Source organism: Kitasatospora sp. NBC_01302, assembly GCF_035976515.1.
Classification (GTDB): Bacteria; Actinomycetota; Actinomycetes; order Streptomycetales; family Streptomycetaceae; genus Kitasatospora.
Map to the genome: position 1 here is coordinate 4,074,912 of NZ_CP108404.1, position 19,404 is coordinate 4,094,315.

The window sequence follows — 19,404 nt, forward strand, 5'->3', positions numbered from 1 at the left end:
ACGCTAGCTCCTGGGCGTGACGATTGTGCTCCGTCCTGACGCTCCCTTGGCACCGCGCGACCCGGTCTTGACGGATCATTAGCGCCCCGGGTTCACCTGGGGTTTTGCCGGTCACTCTGCGGACCCTCTAAGGCTCGTAGCGGTAGCCGATGCCCGGCTCGGTGATCAGGTGGCGGGGCCTGGACGGGTCGCGCTCCAGCTTGCGGCGCAGGCCCGCGAAGTAGACCCGCAGGTAGTTGCCGCGGTCCTCGTGGCCCGGCCCCCAGACCGCACGCAGTATCTGACGGCCGGGCAGCAGCCGGCCCGGATTGGCCAGCAGCATGGTGAGGATCTTCCACTCGGTCGGGGTCAGCCGCAGCTGGGCCGGCGGCCCGTCGGCGGCCCGCAGCACGGTCCCGGCCGTCAGGTCGATCACCCACTCCCCCAGCAGCGCCTTGGTCACCGCCGGGGTGGCGCCCGGGCGGCGCAGCACCGCGCGCAGCCGGGCGAACAGCTCGTCCATCAGGAAGGGCTTGGTGACGTAGTCGTCGGCGCCGGCGTCCAGCGCCTGGATCTTGTCGTCCGCGCCGCTGCGCCCGGAGAGCACGATGATCGGCACCTGGCCGCGTCCGCGCAGCCGGTGGATCACCTCCACCCCGTCCAGGTCGGGCAGCCCGAGGTCGAGCAGCACGGCGTCCGGCCGGCTCTGCTCGGCAGCCTCCAGTGCGGCGGCGGCGGTGGCGGCGGTGGCCACCTTGTACTCGCGGGCCCGCAGGTTGATCCGCAGCGCGCGCAGCAGCTGGGGCTCGTCGTCGACGATCAGGATGTTGGTCACGGTGCCTCGTCCTCCTCCGTCGCGGTGGGCAGGGTGAGCAGCATGGTGGTACCGCCGCCGGGGGTGTCCTCGACCTCCAGGGTTCCGCCCATCGCCTCGGCCAGGCCCCGGGAGAGCGCCAGGCCCAGGCCCACCCCGGTGGTGTTGTCGGTGTCGCCGAGCCGCTGGAAGGGCAGGAAGACCCGGTCCCGGTCGGCGGCCGGGATGCCCGGGCCGCGGTCGGCGATCCGGATCTGCACCTGGTCCAGGTGCGTGCTCGCACTGACCAGCACCGGGGCGCCCGGGGCGTTGTAGCGCAGCGCGTTGGTGATCACGTTGGCCAGCACCCGCTCCAGCAGCGGGGCGTCCGCCAGCACGGCGGGAACCAGCTCCAGGTCGAGCGGCTGCACCGGGGCGTCGGGGTCCGCCAGCGAGTCGAGCGCGCGCGGCAGCACCTCGTCCACGTGGACCGGGCCCAGGTGCAGGGTGAGCGCGCCCGCCTGCAGCCGGCTCATGTCGAGCAGGTTGTCGACCAGGCGGTTGAGCCGGACCAGCGACTCGTCGGCGGTGGCCAGCAGCTCGGCCTGGTCCTCCGGCGAGAACTCCACGTCCGGGCTGCGCAGCGAGCCGACCGAGGCCAGCGCGGCGGCCAGCGGGGTGCGCAGGTCGTGGCTGACGGCGGCCAGCAACGCGGTGCGCATCTTGTCGGCCGCCTTGATCGGCTCCACCTCGGCAGCCACCGCCGCCAGCCGGTCGCGCTCCAGGGCGGCGGCCACGTGGGCCGAGAAGGCGGTCAGCAGCCGGTGCTGGTCGGCGGTCAGCCGGCGCCCGGTCAGGATCAGCAGCGCGTCCGCGCCCACCGGCACCTCGGTGCTCTCGGTCTCGTCCGCACCGTCCCCCGAGGAGTCGCTGCGGGCGATCACCTCGCCGGTCTCCCGGGAGAGCAGGGCCACCGAGTCCAGGCCGAAGGTGTTGCGGGAGTGCTCCAGCAGTGTCGGTATCGCCGAGCCACCGCCTTGGCCCGAGTCCTGGCTGCGCAGCACGGTGCCGGCCAGCGCGGAGAGCGTCTCGGCCTCGGCGGTCGCCCTGGCCGCCCGCCCGGTGAGCCTGGCCGCCCGGTCCACCACGGTGGAGACGGTGAGCGCCACCATGGCGAAGACCAGCAGCGCGATCACGTTGTTGGGCTCGCCGATGGTGAAGGTGTGCACCGGCGGGATGAAGTAGTAGTTGAGCAGCAGCGAGGCGATCAGCGAGGCCACCAGCGCCGAGGCCGCACCGCCGAGCAGCGCCACCGCCACCACGCCGAGTTGGAAGAGCAGCGCGTCGGTGGTCAGGTTGAGCGTGTGGTGCAGCGGGGAGAGCAGGCCGGTCAGCATGAAGGGCAGCAGCAGGCCCGAGGTGAAGCCGGCCACCGTGCGCCGCTTGGAGTGCCGCCGCCCCAGCTTGGGCAGCCGGCCGCGCCCGGTGAACTCGTGGGTGACCATGTGGACGTCGATGTCCTCGGACTCGTCGACCGTGGTCTCGCCGATGCCGGGGCCGGTCAGGAAGCGGGTGATCCGGCCGCGCCGGCTGGTGCCGAGCACCAGCTGGGTGGCGTCGTTGGCGCGGGCGAAGCCGAGCAGCGCGCTCGGGATGTCGTCGCCGACCACCACGTGGTAGGTGCCGCCGAGGGTCTCCACCAGGCGGCGCTGGTTGGCCAGCGCGCCGGGCGAGGCGCCGGCCAGGCCGTCGCTGCGGGTGACGTGCACGGCCAGCATCTGGCCCGCGTCGGTGCGATCGGCGATCCGGGCGGCGCGACGGATCAGCGTCTCGCCCTCGGGGCCGCCGGTGAGCGCGACCACCACCCGCTCGCGCGTCTCCCAGACCCGGTCGATGTTGTGCTCGGCCCGGTAGTCGCGCAGCCCCTCGTCGACCCGTCCGGCCACCCAGAGCAGGGCGAGTTCACGGAGCGCCGTCAGGTTCCCGACCCGGAAGTAGTTGGAGAGCGCGGCGTCCACCTTCTCGGCCTTGTAGACGTTGCCATGGGCCATCCGGCGGCGCAGCGCCTGTGGGGCCATGTCGACGAGTTCGATCTGGTCGGCCCGGCGCACGACCTCGTCCGGCACCGTCTCCCGCTGCGGGGTGCCGGTGATCTTCTGGACGACGTCGTTGAGGCTCTCCAGGTGCTGGATGTTGACCGTGGTGATCACGTCGATGCCGGCGACCAGCAGGTCCTCGACGTCCTGCCAGCGCTTGGCGTTCTTGCCGCCGGGGATGTTGGTGTGCGCGAGCTCGTCCACCAGGACGACGGCGGGGCGCCGCTCCAGCACCGCCTCGACGTTCATCTCGGTGAACTCGGTGCCCCGGTAGCTGCGGTGCAGCCGGGGCATCACGTCCAGGCCCTGCAGCATGCCCTCGGTGTGCCTGCGGCCGTGGCACTCGATGTAGCCCACCACGACGTCCGCGCCCCGCTCCTGTCTGCGTCGGGCCTCGTCCAGCATCCGGTAGGTCTTGCCGACACCGGGGGCCGAGCCGAGGTACACCCGCAGCCGGCCGCGCCGGGGCGGGGCGGCGGAGGCGAGATCGCGAGCCATGGGGGGCTTCTTCTCTCTTCACGAAAAGATGGGCAGAGACAGGCCGGACCGGCCCGTGCGGGGCAGAATCCCCGCACGGGCCGGTCCGGTCACTCGGTCAGATGGCTTGTCACTTCAGCTCGTTGACCGCGTTGTTGAGCAGTACCACATTGACACCGGGGTCACCGAGGAAGCCCAGCGAGCGGCCCTCGGTGTACTTGCCGACCAGTGCCTTGACCGCGTCCGCCGAGACGCCGCGGGCCTTGGCCACCCGGGCGACCTGCTCATCGGCGTAGGCCACCGAGATGTGCGGGTCCAGGCCGGAGCCGGAGGAGGTGACCGCGTCGGCCGGCACGCTGGCCGGGTCGACGCCGTCGAAGGCGGCGATCGAGGCGCGGGCGTCGTTGACGGACTTCAGCAGGACGTCGCTGTTCGGGCCGAGGTTGGTACCGGAGGAGGAGGTCGGGTCGTAGCCCGTGCCCGCCGCGGAGGGCCGCGGCTGGAAGAACTTCGGGTCCGGCTGCGCCACCTCCTTCGGGTCGTTCGGGTCCTTCTTGGGCAGGTTGAAGTTCTGGCCGATCAGGCTGGAGCCGATCTCCTTGCCGCCGGCGTCCTTGACGATCGAGCCGTTGGCCTTCTGGGAGAAGGCGACCTGGCTGATCCCGGTGACCAGGAGCGGGTAGGCGATCCCGAGGATCACCGTCAGGACCAGCAGCATCCGCAGGGCGGTGAAGTGGGTGCGGACGGAGGTGGGCAGTGGCTTGGACATGAGAGCTTTTCCTCCGTTTCTCAGCGCAGGCCGGGGATGAACTGGACGATCATGTCGATCAGCTTGATGCCGATGAACGGCACGATCAGACCGCCGATGCCGTATACCCCGATGTTCCGGGCCAGCAGTGAACTAGCGTCGGCAGGACGGTACTTCACGCCGCGCAGGGCGAGCGGGATGAGGCCGATGATGACCAGGGCGTTGAAGACGATCGCCGAGGTGATCGCCGAGGTCGGGCTGTGCAGCCCCATGATGTTGAGGTGCTTCAGACCCGGGTAGACCGAGGCGAACATCGCCGGGATGATCGCGAAGTACTTCGCGACGTCGTTGGCGATCGAGAAGGTGGTGAGCGCGCCGCGGGTGATGAGCAGCTGCTTGCCGATCTCGACGATCTCGATCAGCTTGGTGGGGTTGGAGTCCAGGTCCACCATGTTGCCGGCCTCCTTGGCCGCCATGGTGCCGGTGTTCATCGCCACACCCACGTCGGCCTGGGCCAGGGCCGGAGCGTCGTTGGTGCCGTCGCCGGTCATCGCGACCAGCTTGCCGCCTTCCTGCTCCTTCTTGATCAGCGCCATCTTGTCCTCGGGCGTGGCCTCGGCGAGGAAGTCGTCCACGCCGGCCTCCTCCGCGATCGCCTTGGCGGTCAGCGGGTTGTCGCCCGTGATCATGACGGTCTTGATGCCCATCCGGCGCAGCTCGTCGAAGCGCTCCTTCATGCCCTCCTTGACGACGTCCTTGAGGTAGATCACCCCGAGGACGCGGGCGGGCCTGGCACCGGTCTTGGTGGCCACCACCAGTGGGGTGCCACCGGCAGCGGAGATGCCGTCGACCAGCTGCGCGACATCGGCACCGACCTCGCCGCCGTTCTCACCGACCCAGCGGGTGACCGAGCCGGCCGCGCCCTTGCGCACCTGGTGCAGGCCGTCGGCCTCGTCGAGGTCGACGCCGGACATCCGGGTCTGGGCGGTGAACGGAACCCAGGTGGCGTGCGTCAGCTCGCCCTGGGCGCGGGCCCGCAGACCGTACTCGGTCTTGGCCAGCACGACGATCGAACGGCCCTCGGGGGTCTCGTCCGCGAGGCTGGAGAGCTGTGCGGCGTCGGCCAGTTCGTCGACGGTGACCCCGGCGGCGGGCTGGAAGTCGGCCGCCTGGCGGTTGCCCAGGGTGATGGTGCCGGTCTTGTCCAGCAGCAGCGTGTTGACGTCACCGGCGGCCTCGACCGCGCGGCCCGACATGGCCAGCACGTTGCGCTGCACCAGGCGGTCCATACCGGCGATACCGATCGCGGACAGCAGCGCGCCGATCGTGGTCGGGATCAGCGCGACGACCAGGGCGACCAGGACGATCAGGGTCTGCGGAGCGCCGGCGAAGCTCGCCATCGGCTGCAGGGCGGCGACGGTGACCAGGAAGACGATGGTCAACGAGGCCAGCAGGATGTTGAGCGCGATCTCGTTCGGCGTCTTCTGCCGAGCGGCGCCCTCGACCAGGGCGATCATCCGGTCGATGAAGGACTTGCCCGGCTCGGTGGCGATCTTCACCACGATCCGGTCGGAGAGCACCTTGGTGCCGCCGGTGACCGCCGAGCGGTCGCCACCGGACTCGCGGATCACCGGCGCGGACTCACCGGTGATCGCCGACTCGTCGATCGAGGCGACCCCCTCGACGACGTCACCGTCGCCGGGGATGATCTGGCCGGCCTCGACCACCACGTGGTCGCCGAGCCGCAGCTCGGTGCCCGAGACCTCCTCCTCGGCCTGCGAGGCGGGCCAGTCGACCAGCCGGCGGGCCATGGTGTCGGTCTTGGTCTTGCGCAGTGTGTCGGCCTGTGCCTTGCCACGACCCTCGGCCACGGCCTCCGCGAGGTTGGCGAAGATCGTCGTGAGCCAGAGCCAGATGGTGATCGCCCAGGCGAACACCGAGGGGTGCGCGATCGCGGAGACGGTGGTGACCACCGAGCCGACCTCGACCACGAACATGACCGGGTTCTTGATCATGACGCGCGGGTCGAGCTTCTTCACCGCGTCGGGCAGCGAGGCGACGATCAGCTTGGGGTCGAGCAGGCCGGACGAGACGCGGTGCGGCTGCTCGACAGCCGGCGCCTGGTCGGCGGGAGCGGGAGTAAGGGTGGACGACATCAGTGCAGACCTTCCGCGATCGGCCCGAGAGCCAGGGCCGGGAAGTAGGTGAGGCCAACCACGATCAGGACGACGCCCGACAGCAGGCCCACGAAGAGAGGCTTGTGAGTGGGCAGGGTGCCCTTGGTGGCGGGGACCGGCTGCTGCTGTGCGAGCGAACCCGACAGCGCCAGCACGAAGATGATCGGCAGGAAGCGGCCGAACACCATCGCGAGGCCGAGCGCGGTGTCCCACCAGGGCGAGGTCACCGTCAGACCGCCGAAGGCGGAGCCGTTGTTGTTCGCCGCGGAGGTGAAGGCGTAGAGCACCTCGGAGAAGCCGTGTGCCCCGCTGTTGAGCATGTTGGCCCGCTCGCCGCCCAGGGCCATCGCGACACCGGTGCCCACCAGCACGATCGCCGGGGTGGTGAGGATGTAGAGCGAGGCGAACTTCATCTCGCGGCCGCCGAGCTTCTTGCCCAGGTACTCGGGCGTGCGGCCGACCATCAGACCGGCGACGAAGACCGCCACGATGGCCAGCACCAGCATGCCGTAGAGGCCGGAACCGGTACCGCCGGGCGCGATCTCACCGAGCATCATGTCGAAGAGCGCGACACCGCCACCGCCCGGGGTGAGCGAGTCGTGCATGCCGTCCACCGCACCGGTGGAGGTCAGCGTGGTGGAGGAGGCGAAGAGGCTGGTGCCCCAGAGCCCGAAGCGGACCTCCTTGCCCTCCATCGCGGCGCCGGCCGCCTTCAGCGCCACGCCTGCGGCGTGCGTCTCGAAGAAGGTCATCAGCGCGGCCGAGGCCGTCCAGAAGATGGCCATCACGGAGACGATCGCGTAGCCCTGCCGGTTGTCGCCGACCATCTTGCCGAAGGTGCGCGGCAGCGAGAAGGAGATCACCAGCAGCAGGAAGATCTCCAGCCAGTTGGTGAAGCCCGTCGCGTTCTCGAACGGGTGGGCCGAGTTGGCGTTGAAGAAACCGCCACCGTTGGTGCCCAGCTCCTTGATGACCTCCTGCGAGGCCACCGGGCCGCCCGGGATCGACTGGGTGTCGCCGGTGATCGTGGTGATGTCGTGGAAGCCGTGGAAGTTCTGGATCACACCCTGGCTGACCAGGACCAGCGCGAAGACGATCGACAGCGGCAGCAGCAGGCGCAGGTTGATCCGGGTGAGGTCCACCCAGAAGTTGCCGACCCGGTCGGTCTTGCTGCGGCTGAAGCCGCGGATCAGGGTGGCCACCACGGCGATGCCGACGGCGGCGGAGACGAAGTTCTGCACCGCCAGGCCGGTCATCTGGACGACGTGGCCCAGGGTGGCCTCGCCGCCGTAGTCCTGCCAGTTCGTGTTGGTCACGAAGGAGATCGCGGTGTTCCAGGCGCCGTGCGGGTTCACCGCCTTGAACCCGAGGCTGAGCATCAGGTGGTTCTGGATCCGCTGGAGCAGGTACAGGAAGAGCACGCTGCAGGCGGAGAAGGCCAGCACCGAGCGGAGGTAGGACGGCCAGCGCTGGTCGGCGTCGCCGTCGACCCCGATGACCTTGTAGATGCCGCGCTCGACCCGAAGGTGCTTGGCGGTGGTGAGGAGCTTGGCGATGTAGTCGCCCAACGGCCGGTAGCACAGGGCCAGCGCGCCCACCAGGGCGAGGGCCTGCAGCCAGCCCGCGAGAGTGGAGCTCATGTCAGAACTTCTCCGGGTAGATCAACGCCACGACGAGGTAGCCGACGAGGACGACAGCGACGATGAGACCTGCGAGATTCTCGACGCTCACAGCTTCTCCACCCCCTTCGCGATCAGGGCGAGCACGGCGAACACGACGATCGTGAGGCCGACGAAGACGAGATCGAGCATGAGCTCCACCAGTTGCTTCAGGAACCTGGCCGTGGGCGGCCGGGCGGCTCCACACGACACCGGTGGCAGACCGGCCCCAGTAGCAAACCGTGCGTTCGAGCCGCCCCCGCGTTCCTTGACGTCCTCCTTACGGGTGCGGAGGTGTTGTTGACGGCCTCCATACGGCGCGTCGAGGGGCGGTCACGAGGCGATAACACGGCGGCAACGGGCAGCCGGGCGCCGGGCGGTTCCAGCCGCGCCGACCAGGCGTTCGGAAAACGCGCGGCCCCGGGGGACCATCAGGTCCACCCGGGGCCGCTGGGCCGAGCCCGTCGCTCAGACGTTCTCCGGCGCCTCGATCTGCTCGCGCTCCTTGCCTCGGTTCTTGGCCTCCGGCTCACCGCGGCGCACCGCGCCGGGGCCCCGGCGCGCGGGGTGGTCGGCGCGCGGCGCCGAGGAGAGCTGCCAGGGCACGCTGATCACCATCACGCCGGGCGTGAAGAGCAGCCGGCTCTTGAGCCAGAGCGCGGACTGGTTGTGCAGGAAGTGCTCCCACCAGTGGCCCACCACGTACTCCGGGATGAAGACCGCGACGGCGTCCCTCGGGCTGGTGCGGCGCACCGAACGGACGTAGGCCACCACCGGCTTGGTGATCTCCCGGTAGGGCGAGTCCAGCACCTTGAGCGGCACCCGGATGTCGAACTCGTTCCACTGCTCCTTGAGCTCGTCGATGCCCTCCTTCTCCACCGCGACGCTGACCGCCTCCAGCGTGTCGGGCCGGAACGCCTCGGCGTAGCCCAGCGCCCGCAGGGTGGGCTTGTGCACCTTGGAGACCAGCACGATGCCGTGCACCTTGGAGGGGCGCACCGCCTCGGCGTGCGGGTCGTCCACCGTCAGCTCCTCGGCCACCGCGTCGTAGTGCCGGCGGATGCCGCGCATCATCGTGAAGAGCACGATCGCGGCGAGCACCGCGAGCCAGGCGCCCTCCAGGAACTTGGTGGCCATCACGATCACCAGGACCAGGCCGGTGGTGCAGGCGCCGAAGGCGTTGATCACCCGCGAGCGCTGGGCCTGGGCCCGCACCGAGGAGTCGCTCTCGTTGGCGAGCACCTCGTTCCAGTGCCGGACCATGCCGATCTGGGAGAGCGTGAAGGAGGTGAACACACCCAGGATGTACAGGTGGATCAGGTTGGAGACGTTCGCCTTGTAGCCCCACAGCAGCAGGATGTTCACCACGGCCAGCGCGATGATGCCGTTGGAGAAGGCGAGGCGGTCGCCACGGGTGTGGAACTGCCGGGGCAGGTAGCGGTGCTGGGCCAGGATCGAGCCGAGCAGCGGGAACCCGTTGAAGGCGGTGTTGGCGGCCAGGATCAGGACCAGGGCGGTGGCGGCCTGGATGAAGTAGAAGAGGAAGCTGTGGTCCCCGCCGAAGATCGAGGACGCCAGCTGCGCGATCACGGTCGGCTGCGAGGCGGTGTGACAGTCGCCCGGGTAGCCCACCAGCTGGCAGGTGTCGCTGGTCTTGTGCACCTTGGCGACCAGCGCCAGCGCGGTGATGCCGATGAACATCACCACGGCCGTGATGCCCATGACGGCCATCGTGGTGGCGGCGTTCCTCGACTTGGGCGCCCGGAAGGCCGGCACGCCGTTGGAGATCGCCTCGACACCGGTCAGCGCGGTACAGCCGGAGGCGAAGGCCTTCAGGCCCAGCATCAGCAGCGCGATCCCGGCCAGCGTCCCGTTGTGGTCGGTGGGCATGATCGCGTAGTGCGCGCTGGAGGCCACCGGCGTGTGCCCGAAGGCCATCTTGATGAACCCGGTGACCACCATCAGCAGGATGCCGAAGATGAACATGTAGGTCGGCGCCGCGAAGGCCTTGCCCGACTCCCGTACACCGCGCAGGTTCATCGCGGCCAGCAGCGCGACGAAGGCGCAGGCCATCGGCACCCGGGCGGCGCCGATGCCGGGGAACGCCGAGATGATGTTGTCCACGCCGGAGGCGACCGAGACCGCGACGGTCATCACGTAGTCGACCATCAGCGAGGCGGCCACCACCAGACCGGACTTGGCGCCCAGGTTCTGCGTCACCACCTCGTACGAGCCGCCGCCGCCCGGGTAGGCGTGCACGACCTGCCGGTAGGAGAGCACCACGACCGCCATCAGCGCCACCACGCCGGCCGCGATCCACGGCGTCAGGTAGAGGAAGGCGGTGCCACCGACGGTGAGCACCAGCAGGATCTCCTCGGTGGCGTAGGCCACCGAGGACAGCGGGTCGGACGCGAAGATCGGCAGGGCCAGCCGCTTGGGGAGCAGGGTCTCGCCCAGCTCCTCGCTGCGCATGGCCTTACCGATCACGAGGCGCTTGAGCGCCGAGGGCACGTTGAACACAAGCGCGAGCGTATGCGCCCCGGGCGTATGGACAACGGGCGACTCGCGGGGAGGCGGACGGCCTTCGACGGGCGGGCCGGGCAGCGTTTCCGCAGGCCAGGAGGGGTGGGCCCGGAGGCGGACGAGGGGAAGGACGGCGTTAAGACGAGCGACAAGGGCGCGTCAACATATCGAGCCGTTACCACTTCTATAGGCTAATCGTGATGTTTCGACTCTGTTCATGGGGCCGACGGCGCCGTTGCGCCTTACAACCGAAGGCGGGGGCGGAGTATTCCCGGCCGACGCGAAGCGCCCGACGGGGGTCCCGTCGGGCGCCTGAGCTCCTGCCCCGGTCGTGTCCGGGGCTGCCCTGGTCGTGTCCGGGGGCTGCCCCGGTCGTGTCCGGGGGCCCGCCGCTACATCCGCAGCCGCAGGCGGCAGACCACCGCGTCGGTGCCCCGGCGCAGCGCGCGGTCGATCAGCACGCCGCGCTGGTTCTGCAGCGCCCGCTGCCAGAAGTGCACCGGCTCGACCTCCGCGATCAGCACGGTGATCCGGTCGTAGCCGTCGAAGCCCTGGTAGCCGTCCTCACCGCCGTGGCCGTGCGCCTGGCCGGCCAGCCCGTTGACGAACCCGACCAGCGGCCGGCCCAGCCGCCGGTGCGCGTCCGTGACCTCGACCAGCGGCACGCCCGGCTGCCACAGCTCCCAGTCCCGGCGCAGCGCCTCCAGGCTCTGCCGGTCCTCCGCGTCGGGCTCGGTCGGCACCACGGTCACCGCGAGCACCTCGTCGCCGAGCGAGACCGCGGTGGACAGCGCCTCCCGGGTCAGCCGCGAGATCATCGTCACCGGGACCACCACCAGCGAGCGCTGCCGGACCACCGGGCCGGGCACCTTGCCCAGCTCCAGGCGCGCACCGATCCGTCCGTACGCCCGGTGCACCAGCTCGAAGAGCAGCACCAGCAGCGGCAGCGCCACCACGATGCCCCAGGCGCCCTCGGTGAACTTGGTGCCGGTCACCACCACGGTGGCGACACCGGTGAGCACCGCGCCGAAGCCGTTCAGCGCCGCCCGGCCGCGCCAGCCCGCGCCGCGCTCCCGGGACCAGTGCCGGACCATGCCGACCTGACAGATCGTGAAGCCGACGAAGACGCCGATCGAGAAGAGCGGCACCAGGCTGTTCACGTCCCCGCCGGAGGCCACCAGCAGCCCCGCCGAGACCAGCGCCAGGAAGAGCACGCCGTGCCGGTGCACCTGGTGGTCGGCGCGCAGCGCGAAGACGTGCGGCAGGTGGTTGTCCCGGGCCAGCAGGCGCATCAGCACCGGCAGGCCGCCGAAGGAGGTGTTGGCCGCCAGGGCCAGCAGGATCACGGTGGCGAACTGGACCAGGTAGAAGCCGAAGCCGTGTCCGAGCGAGGCGTCCGCCAGCTGGGCCAGCACCGTGACGCCCTCGACCGGCTGCAGGTGGAAGCGGCCGATCAGCACCGCGAGCCCGATCAGCATCACGCCGAGCACCGCGCCGAGGGCGAGTTCGGTGTGCTGGGCCCGCCTGACCCGCGGCGCGCGGAACGACGGGACGGCGTTGGCCACCGCCTCCACTCCGGTCAGCGCCGAGCAGCCGGAGGCGAACGCCTTGAGCAGCAGCAGCGCGCCGACCGAACCCGCGTTGGCGGCCAGGGCCGAGGCGTGCCCCGCGGCGGCGGCCGTGCTGGCGGGCGCCGAGCGGAACAGGCCGACCACGATGATCGCCATGATCGAGAGCACGAAGACCGCGGTGGGGACCATGAACCAGCGGGCCGACTCCGCGATCCCGCGCAGGTTCACCCCCGTCACCAGGACCAGCACGCCCAGGCAGAGCCAGACCCGGTCCGGGTAGAGGGCGGGGAAGGCCGAGGTCAGCGCGGCCACGCCGGCCGTCACCGAGACGGCGACGTTGAGGATGTAGTCGATCACCAGCGAGGCCGCGGCGGTGAGCGCGGTGCGCCGGCCCAGGTGGGTCTTGGCCACCGCGTACGAGCCGCCGCCGTCCGGGAAGGCCGCGATCACCTGGCGGTAGGAGGCGGTGAGCACCGCGAGCAGCAGGGCGATGGCCGCCGTCACCGGGAGGGTGAAGCCCAGCCCGTAGCTGCCGGCGGCGGCGAGCACCAGGACGATCGACTCCGGCCCGTAGGCCACCGAGGCCATCGCGTCCAGCGACAGCGCGGCCAGTCCGCCGAGCGCCGTCAGCTTGTCGCGGTCGTGCGCCTTGGCGGGTGTGTTCTGCTGCGCGCCGTCAGGCGTTTCGTCGGGCGTTTCGTCGGGCGCCTGCGCGGGCGCCGGGGTGATGGACATCGGACGGATCCTCCGTGCTCGGGTGCGCTACGCATCGTCTCCGGGCGGACGTGCTCGCCCGCGTCTCCCATACGCGTTCCTAGCGCTCGCCCCGGCGTCCCTGACGCGCCGTTGACGGCGCCGGGCCGCCCGTCCCCCGCGGCGCTCGGCCGCTGCTCACCGGTGCTCGCCGTTCGGCAGGCCGTGCAGCACCCACCGCTCCGCACGCACCCGCCGCCGCGGCCACGTCGCCGAGCACGCGGCCAGCAGCGCGACAGCGGTCAGCAGCCCCGCCCTCGCGCACTCGACGCCGCCCCCGGCCCACCCCAGCACCGCGTACCGGTGCACCACGTACCCGTTGTAGAACAGCCACTGCACGCCGCCGATCAGCGGCGCCGCCACCGGTCGCGAGCGCCGCCCGAGCAGCGCGCCGAGCACCGCGAAGGAACCCAGCGCGACCCAGCCGGCCCGCAACTCCCCCACCCCGGCGAGCCCGAGCACCAGCCCGGCGCTGCCGAGGAACGCGAACGCGCCGGACAGCGGCACCGGCAGCCGGCCCACCACCGGGCGGTAGCGGCGCCCACCCGGACGCGCTGTGTAGAAGAACATCGACGTGGTCAGTGGCTCGAACCGGTCATCTCCATCGTCTCCATCGGCAAATGACACGCATTGCGCCGCTCGAACGACGCCAGCTCGCGCAGCAGTTGCGGCTGGGGCACCGTCAGTACCGGGCAACCCGCGTGCCGCACGCAGTAGTTGGTCACCGACGGCCGCAACCGCCGCCACCACGGGCCGCCGCCCGCACCCACGATCAGCACGTCGTCCGGCCCGTTGGCCGCCGCCACCAGCGCCGGCCCCGCCTCCCCGCGCACCGCGACACACTTCAGCGGCACCCCCGCCAGCCCACTCGGGAACGCCTCCCCCAGCGCCGTCCCGAGCCGCTCGACCGCCGCCTCCCGGCACACCGACACCAGCGGCGGACACGGCGCTCGCCGCACACTGTGCTCACCCCCCGGCGGCGTCCACGCCAGCACGGTCAACAGCTCGGCCCCACCGCGCCGCGCCTCCTCGGCCGCCCGGTGCAGCGCCGCCAGACTCCCCAGCGACCCACTGACACCCACGACGACCCGCCGCCGCTCACCCATCACTGCCCGCCCTCCTCCGCCGACCCGTCACCCCCCAGCCAACCGAGCCGCCCCCACTCCCCATCACCCCTTTGACACAACCCTGACGCCCCCACCCCCCATCCCAACGCCCCCCTGACACCTGCCCCCACCCACAGGGCACCCCCGCACACCCCCCGGATCCCCGCTCAACGCCGGCCTCCGGCAACACGCCCCGCGCCAAGCCACCGGCGCACCCCAGCCTCCGCACCTGGACACAACAAAACAGCCCCTGATCCGCGTTTCCGCAGATCAGGGGCTGTTTCTCTATCCTGTGGCTGGTGCAGGGTTCGAACCTGCGTAGCTTGCGCGACAGATTTACAGACCAGCTGCGCAGCCCGCTCCGACCTGCTGGTATGCACCCCACTGCTGACACGGTCCAACGCTTCCCCCGCTGCGACTCGTAAATGGGGCACTTCCTTTCGCTAGGACGTCCCGACTCGACGCGGGATCTGCCCCAAGCACCGCGAGGTGCGGTCAGGTCTCCCGACGGCAAGCAGCTCTGGAAGCCACACGCAATCGGTTCCGATTCTCGCGCGCCGCTTCCTCTCAAGATCAACATGGCACGTGAGACGACCCGCCAGCTTCGAAAGCGCTTGAGGGAGGCAGCAAAATGGCGAAGGATACATCCCGCGACGATGTCAATCAAATCCTTCCAATTAGCTTGAACGGCGGGCCGCCGACAGACCATCATGAAGCATGAAGATGAAGCGCGCGCGGATCCAGAACTTCCGCTGCCTGGTTGACGCCGAAATCAGGTTCGACGAGGTCACGTCAATTATCGGCCCGAATGGCGTTGGCAAGTCGACCGTCCTGCGCGCGCTCGATTGGTTCTTCAATGGAGAAAAGTCCGTCGCCCTCACCGATTCCGATGTTTGTGAGAGCGGCAGCGACAAGAAGATCCTCGTCGAGGTCGAATTCAGCGACCTCACCGAAACCGACAAGGCCTCACTTGGGCACTATGCGCCCCCCGATGTAGACAACCTTGTTCTGTGGCGATCTTGGGAAAGCGGAGAAGACAAGATTACGGGAAAGGCTTTGTCCTTTCCCGCCTTCCAAGAGGTTCGCAGCAAAAGTGGAGCAATGGAAAAGCGGCGTGCTTACAATGCGCTGCGGGACTCCCAATCCGAACTAGGACTGCCCCCCGCAGGAAGTGTTGAAGCTGTCAATAACTCAATGATCACATGGGAGCGAGAAAATAATCATCGCCTAACAGCCACCCTGGAAGAGGTCACCGAGTTCTTCGGTTTCGCCGGCCAAGGAAAGCTTTCCAGCCTTTTCGAATATATTCTCGTCAGCGCCGACCTTCGCGCGCTGGAGGAGGCTATCGATACTCGAAAGTCCATCTTTGGAAGAATCATCGAACGCGCAATTGACCGCCGAGTTGCCGACGCCGAACTTGCAGAGCTGGAGGCTCGAAGCAATCTCGAACGCGCGGAGATCTCCAGTCGGAGATTTGGGCCGCAGCTTGAGCGGATCTCGCGCGAAATCTCTGACGCTGTCGGGGTATTTTCCACGGGGCGAAATATTCGAATCTCGTCATCCGAAGCTCCGAGTAAGCCATCTAAGCCCGTTTTCAATGTACGCGTTCTCGACGGCCAGGTTGAGACGGCTGTCGAAAAGCAGGGCCACGGTTTTCAGCGTGCAATGATCATCTCTGCACTCAAGTTGCTCTCTGACCGGCATTCAACCGGAGGCCGTAGCGGGTCGCTGTGTCTGGCTATCGAGGAGCCTGAGCTCTATCAGCACCCTGTGCAGGCGCGAGCCTTCGCCTCCGTACTGCGAAGGATCGCCGAGGACGCCACCCAAAACACCCAGGTTGCCTACGCCACACACAACCCCATTTTTGTAGAGCCAAGGAAGTTTCATGAGATCAGGCGGATCAGTCGCGAGAAGTCTTCGGACAATCGCCCCTATGTATCAATTTCGCATGTGACCGTTGATAACGTAACGGAAGAGCTGACTGGCTATATCGATTCTTCGAAGATCGCTAAGCAGCTGGAGAATGCGTGCCTGAATAAGCTCTCCGAGGCAATGTTTGCCTCGGCGGTCCTCCTGGTTGAAGGAACGACAGACAAGGCGATTTTCGAAGGCTACGCCGAGCGGGAGTCCGGCCCTCTAACCGTCGACGGAATCTACGTAGCTGATGCCAATGGGAAGATCGGCCTGATGCTCAGCCATGCAATTCTGAATCTCCTCGGAATCCCGTGCTATGTCGTCTTTGACGGAGATATTGGCACCGAGGAGAGAAAGTTTCAAAACTCCGGAAATTCTGAGGATGCGGCAAAAGACGCCCAGAAGTCTGCAGCCGAAAATATGAGGCTCCTCCGCTATCTCGGACATGCGGCAGAGCAATGGCCTCCGACAAGGGCCGACTACAGCCATGCCTCTTTCGCGGACCGTTTGGAGGACTGCCTGCGGAACGACTGGGCCGAGTGGTACGCCCGGGTTCAAGAGCTTATCTCCACCGGACTGGGCTATAGCGGCAAGAACTCCTTCACCTACTACGAAGCCGCCCGAACAGCCACGGGCCAGCCACCGGCGGTCTTTGCTGAGATTATTCAGCATGTCCGAGGCATCGCCAAATGAAATAGACTGGAGAGACAATGGAGCGATTCATCGTACGCTCAAGCAATATCAGATCCATCGGCTACGACCGCTGGTCCGAGATTCTCGAAATTGAGTTCTTGAGTGGCGGTATCTACCAGTACCGTGCGGTACCGCCTGCACTCCATCGTGAGCTCATGGAGGCCGAAAGCCATGGCAGATTTTTCGCCGCTTTCATCAGAGGTAAATTTTCATTCTGGAGACTTTAGCAAAAGGGGTGCGCCGACATGGCGCACCCCTTGAATAGTGCATGTCATAGGCGGCTGCATCATGACCAGGCTCGGCATCACGCATTTAAATTCAGTAGTCGGCGCGCGCAGGACGCGCGCCCTTGACCTAGTAAAGCTGAATTCGGCAGTGGGACGCGGCGAGTTGTGCGGCAGGCGGTTAAAGGGTGACAGCGGCAACTGCGGCGTCGTCGTGGGCCTTGCCACGGGGCCAGCGCTTGCCTGCGGCATCGTCGCGCTCGCCTGCGCGGACCTGGTGGATCAACTCGGCTGGCCCCTGGGCGCACACGAGCCTGGGGGTCTGGAACCAGTCGGCCAAGGCGAAGCGGTCGACCAGACGTGAGGCGCCGTCGCTGAGGAGCGTGAAGCCGGCGAGGTCGGCGCACGGAACGGTGCCGGTGAGCGCCTCGTGGGCTGCCGCGGAATCGGCGGCTGCGACCCAGAACCCGCCCGGTCGGTTGCGGTGGCCGCGTAGGGCCTCCGCGTAGGCACGCAGGGCATCGGTGTGCGCCTGGCTCCCCGTCGCCTCCGCGTCCATCGGCTGTCGCAGGACCGCGCCAACCTTCGTCTCGCGGTCGTCGGTGATCGCCACCGGTGCACGCCCATCAGCCGGTTCGAGGACGAGCGTGGAGTCCGCCAGAACCAGGTACTCGCCCTCCTCCTCACCGATTCGGGTAGCGATCACCGTGGCGGACGGCGTCCCCGGGTGGGCGAGGTCGCAGGTGTCGCCGTGGAGTTCGGCAGTCTGCGTGATCGCCGCCGCCAGGCACTCCGCGAGCGCCTCCCCCGGCCGTTTGGTGATCTCCGCCAGCAAGCTGACGCCGAGTCGGGAGACGTGCCACACCACCCCATGAGAGCAGCCGCTGTCCGCGCAGGCGGGCTCGTAGCGATCTCTATGCGCACCCCGCTCAGCGTGCCTCGTGACGGTAGAAGGGCGACAGGAGGCGCACGTTGACGGGTTCGTTGTTCGCCGGGTCGTAGTCGACGTTCACCAGGACCGAGAAGCGCCCGGTGCCGACCTGGGAGTACAGGTCAGCGAGGTCGTTCACGATGAGGTGGATGACGCCGAGCGTGCCTTGGGGGTGAATGCCCGTCAGCACCATGACCAGCCCTTGCACGTCGGGCTTGGGCAGTCGGCCGAGGTAGGCGACGTCCGAGTTGGTGCGCGGGTCCGAGTCCATACCGGAGCGGTAGGCGGTCCCGGCCTCCCTGTCACGCAGGGTCCAGGGGCCGTCCTCGGCGCGCTCGAAACAGATCGACGGGTCTTGGGCGAGCACGCCGGCGACGTGGCTGGAAGGCCGTGGTCTGCAGATGACGATCATGTCTTCGCGCTTCAGGTCGATCTCGCCGCCGATCGGCACATGCTCGAAGCTCGGGTCCAGCTTGTACGACCGGGCAAGGTCGCCCAGGCGCAGCTGCGCGCTCGGTCTCTGGCAGCCGGCTCCGCTGCCTCGCTCCGACGCCGCGTAACGGTGCACCTGGCCGAGGAGCCCCGGGTCCTGGTCCGTGACTGGTCCGGAGATGCTGGTCGGCACCGGTTTCCAGGCAACCCAAAGCGAGACAAGTCACCCAAAACGCCCCCGCCCTGACCAACGGCCATCCGGACACAACAAAACAGCCCCTGATCCGCGTTTCCGCAGATCAGGGGCTGTTTCTCTATCCTGTGGCTGGTGCAGGGTTCGAACCTGCGTAGCTTGCGCGACAGATTTACAGTCTGCTCCCTTTGGCCGCTCGGGCAACCAGCCAGGATTGGTGTCTCTCGGGGCCTTGCCCCGTTCGACTGGGTAAACCTTACCTGATGACAGGGGGTGCTCCGCCACTCGATTGGGCACGGGTGATCAGAGGGTCGGGGCGGGGTGGTGCTGGATAGGCTGGGGGCGTGAGAGCCCCGCATCGGTGGGGCATGTGCTGCCGACATCGCAAGGAGACCACCACAGATGGCCGACTCCAGTTTCGACATCGTCTCGAAGGTCGAGAAGCAGGAGGTCGACAACGCGATCAACCAGACCTCCCGCGAGATCGCCACCCGCTACGACTTCAAGAACGTCGGCGCGACCATCGGCTGGACGGGCGAGCGGATCGAGCTCAAGGCTGACGGCGAGGAGCGGGTCAAGGCCATCCTCGACGTGTTCCAGAGCAAGCTGATCGCGCGCAAGATCTCGCTGAAGGCGCTGGACGCGGGCGAGCCGCAGCTGTCCGGCAAGGAGTACAAGATCTTCGCGACGATCAAGGAGGGCATCACTCAGGAGGATGCCAAGAAGGTCTCCAAGATCATCCGCGACGAGGGCCCGAAGGGCGTGAAGGCCCAGATCCAGGGCGAGGAGCTGCGCATCTCCTCGAAGAGCCGCGACGACCTGCAGGAGGTGCAGGCGCTGCTCAAGGGCAAGGATCTGGACTTCGCGATCCAGTTCGTGAACTACCGCTGACGGGCCAGGCCCAACCGCGTGATGGCCGTGTCCGGGCTTCCGGGCGCGGCCATCGGCCGTAGCGGCCGGAGCGGGCATCACCGGCAGGAGCGGCTCGCGGCCCGGCGGCTGAGGCACGGTCACGATGGGGCGGGCGCCCCGGCAAGCGGGCGAGAATCTGGGGGTGCACGACGGGCCCGCCCAACTGACCGTCGTCCTGGATGGTTTGATGCTCCCACTGAGCATGCGCCGCCCGGCGTATCCGC

At 68.5% G+C, this 19,404-nt stretch carries 15 protein-coding genes and 1 tRNA gene; 3 read left to right on the forward strand and 13 right to left on the reverse strand.

Annotated features, from left to right (window positions below):
* Nucleotides 1-127 precede the first annotated feature (127 nt).
* From OG294_RS17435 to OG294_RS17480, 10 genes are all read right to left on the reverse strand, one after another.
* Nucleotides 128-814, reverse strand: coding sequence for a response regulator (locus tag OG294_RS17435; RefSeq protein ID WP_327067419.1), 687 nt, complete (start codon nucleotides 812-814; stop codon nucleotides 128-130).
* Nucleotides 811-3,366 (reverse strand): sensor histidine kinase KdpD, encoded by a 2,556-nt coding sequence (locus tag OG294_RS17440; RefSeq protein ID WP_327067420.1) that lies wholly within the window; start codon nucleotides 3,364-3,366, stop codon nucleotides 811-813. The genes OG294_RS17435 and OG294_RS17440 overlap by 4 nt, the downstream gene beginning before the upstream one ends.
* A 109-nt stretch (nucleotides 3,367-3,475) precedes the next feature.
* Entirely contained in the window at nucleotides 3,476-4,114 is a 639-nt protein-coding gene (gene kdpC / locus OG294_RS17445; protein WP_327067421.1) for a potassium-transporting ATPase subunit KdpC, read from the reverse strand.
* 20 nt (nucleotides 4,115-4,134) lie between these two features.
* Nucleotides 4,135-6,249 (reverse strand): potassium-transporting ATPase subunit KdpB, encoded by a 2,115-nt coding sequence (gene kdpB, locus OG294_RS17450; RefSeq protein ID WP_327067422.1) that lies wholly within the window; start codon nucleotides 6,247-6,249, stop codon nucleotides 4,135-4,137.
* Nucleotides 6,249-7,910, reverse strand: coding sequence for a potassium-transporting ATPase subunit KdpA (gene kdpA, locus OG294_RS17455; protein WP_327067423.1), 1,662 nt, complete (start codon nucleotides 7,908-7,910; stop codon nucleotides 6,249-6,251). The genes kdpB and kdpA overlap by 1 nt, the downstream gene beginning before the upstream one ends.
* A 1-nt stretch (nucleotide 7,911) precedes the next feature.
* Nucleotides 7,912-8,001 (reverse strand): K(+)-transporting ATPase subunit F, encoded by a 90-nt coding sequence (gene kdpF / locus OG294_RS17460; protein WP_184937114.1) that lies wholly within the window; start codon nucleotides 7,999-8,001, stop codon nucleotides 7,912-7,914.
* Between the two features lie 395 nt (nucleotides 8,002-8,396).
* On the reverse strand, nucleotides 8,397-10,400 hold the full coding sequence (locus OG294_RS17465; protein WP_442789337.1) for an APC family permease: 2,004 nt from the start codon (nucleotides 10,398-10,400) through the stop codon (nucleotides 8,397-8,399).
* Nucleotides 10,401-10,843: 443 nt separating this feature from the next.
* On the reverse strand, nucleotides 10,844-12,757 hold the full coding sequence (locus OG294_RS17470) for an APC family permease (RefSeq protein WP_327067426.1): 1,914 nt from the start codon (nucleotides 12,755-12,757) through the stop codon (nucleotides 10,844-10,846).
* 156 nt (nucleotides 12,758-12,913) lie between these two features.
* Nucleotides 12,914-13,345 (reverse strand): hypothetical protein, encoded by a 432-nt coding sequence (locus OG294_RS17475; protein ID WP_327067427.1) that lies wholly within the window; start codon nucleotides 13,343-13,345, stop codon nucleotides 12,914-12,916.
* 8 nt (nucleotides 13,346-13,353) lie between these two features.
* On the reverse strand, nucleotides 13,354-13,881 hold the full coding sequence (locus OG294_RS17480; RefSeq protein WP_327067428.1) for a universal stress protein: 528 nt from the start codon (nucleotides 13,879-13,881) through the stop codon (nucleotides 13,354-13,356).
* A gap of 717 nt (nucleotides 13,882-14,598) precedes the next feature.
* On the opposite strand from OG294_RS17480, the gene OG294_RS17485 reads away from it, so the two are divergent.
* Nucleotides 14,599-16,488 carry an ATP-dependent nuclease gene (locus OG294_RS17485; RefSeq protein ID WP_327067429.1) on the forward strand — a complete coding sequence of 630 codons (1,890 nt, stop codon included), beginning with the start codon at nucleotides 14,599-14,601 and terminating at the stop codon, nucleotides 16,486-16,488.
* 17 nt (nucleotides 16,489-16,505) lie between these two features.
* Nucleotides 16,506-16,715, forward strand: a complete 210-nt coding sequence (locus tag OG294_RS41145) for a KTSC domain-containing protein (RefSeq protein ID WP_442789173.1) — start codon at nucleotides 16,506-16,508, stop codon at nucleotides 16,713-16,715.
* 178 nt (nucleotides 16,716-16,893) lie between these two features.
* Here the strand turns inward: OG294_RS41145 and OG294_RS17490 are convergent, their stop codons facing one another.
* The 3 genes from OG294_RS17490 to OG294_RS17500 all read right to left on the reverse strand — a co-directional run bounded on the left by OG294_RS17490 (nucleotide 16,894) and on the right by OG294_RS17500 (nucleotide 18,478).
* Entirely contained in the window at nucleotides 16,894-17,577 is a 684-nt protein-coding gene (locus OG294_RS17490) for an integrase (RefSeq protein WP_327067430.1), read from the reverse strand.
* A 64-nt stretch (nucleotides 17,578-17,641) separates the two neighbouring features.
* On the reverse strand, nucleotides 17,642-18,268 hold the full coding sequence (locus OG294_RS17495) for a hypothetical protein (protein ID WP_327067431.1): 627 nt from the start codon (nucleotides 18,266-18,268) through the stop codon (nucleotides 17,642-17,644).
* Between the two features lie 129 nt (nucleotides 18,269-18,397).
* Nucleotides 18,398-18,478, reverse strand: a tRNA-Tyr gene (locus tag OG294_RS17500).
* Nucleotides 18,479-18,670: 192 nt separating this feature from the next.
* Here OG294_RS17500 and OG294_RS17505 point away from each other — a divergent pair.
* Nucleotides 18,671-19,159 carry a YajQ family cyclic di-GMP-binding protein gene (locus tag OG294_RS17505; RefSeq protein WP_327067432.1) on the forward strand — a complete coding sequence of 163 codons (489 nt, stop codon included), beginning with the start codon at nucleotides 18,671-18,673 and terminating at the stop codon, nucleotides 19,157-19,159.
* The last annotated feature ends 245 nt before the right edge of the window (nucleotides 19,160-19,404 follow it).

Coding starts and splice junctions, on each gene's coding strand:
- OG294_RS17470 (WP_327067426.1), bottom strand. CDS start 12,757: ATGTCCATCACCCCGGCGCCCGCGCAGGCGCCCGACGAAACGCCCGAC.
- OG294_RS41145 (WP_442789173.1), top strand. CDS start 16,506: ATGGAGCGATTCATCGTACGCTCAAGCAATATCAGATCCATCGGCTAC.
- kdpB (WP_327067422.1), bottom strand. CDS start 6,249: ATGTCGTCCACCCTTACTCCCGCTCCCGCCGACCAGGCGCCGGCTGTC.
- OG294_RS17485 (WP_327067429.1), top strand. CDS start 14,599: ATGAAGATGAAGCGCGCGCGGATCCAGAACTTCCGCTGCCTGGTTGAC.
- OG294_RS17440 (WP_327067420.1), bottom strand. CDS start 3,366: ATGGCTCGCGATCTCGCCTCCGCCGCCCCGCCCCGGCGCGGCCGGCTG.
- OG294_RS17475 (WP_327067427.1), bottom strand. CDS start 13,345: ATGTTCTTCTACACAGCGCGTCCGGGTGGGCGCCGCTACCGCCCGGTG.
- kdpA (WP_327067423.1), bottom strand. CDS start 7,910: ATGAGCTCCACTCTCGCGGGCTGGCTGCAGGCCCTCGCCCTGGTGGGC.
- OG294_RS17505 (WP_327067432.1), top strand. CDS start 18,671: ATGGCCGACTCCAGTTTCGACATCGTCTCGAAGGTCGAGAAGCAGGAG.
- kdpC (WP_327067421.1), bottom strand. CDS start 4,114: ATGTCCAAGCCACTGCCCACCTCCGTCCGCACCCACTTCACCGCCCTG.
- OG294_RS17480 (WP_327067428.1), bottom strand. CDS start 13,881: ATGGGTGAGCGGCGGCGGGTCGTCGTGGGTGTCAGTGGGTCGCTGGGG.
- OG294_RS17465 (WP_442789337.1), bottom strand. CDS start 10,400: ATGCGCAGCGAGGAGCTGGGCGAGACCCTGCTCCCCAAGCGGCTGGCC.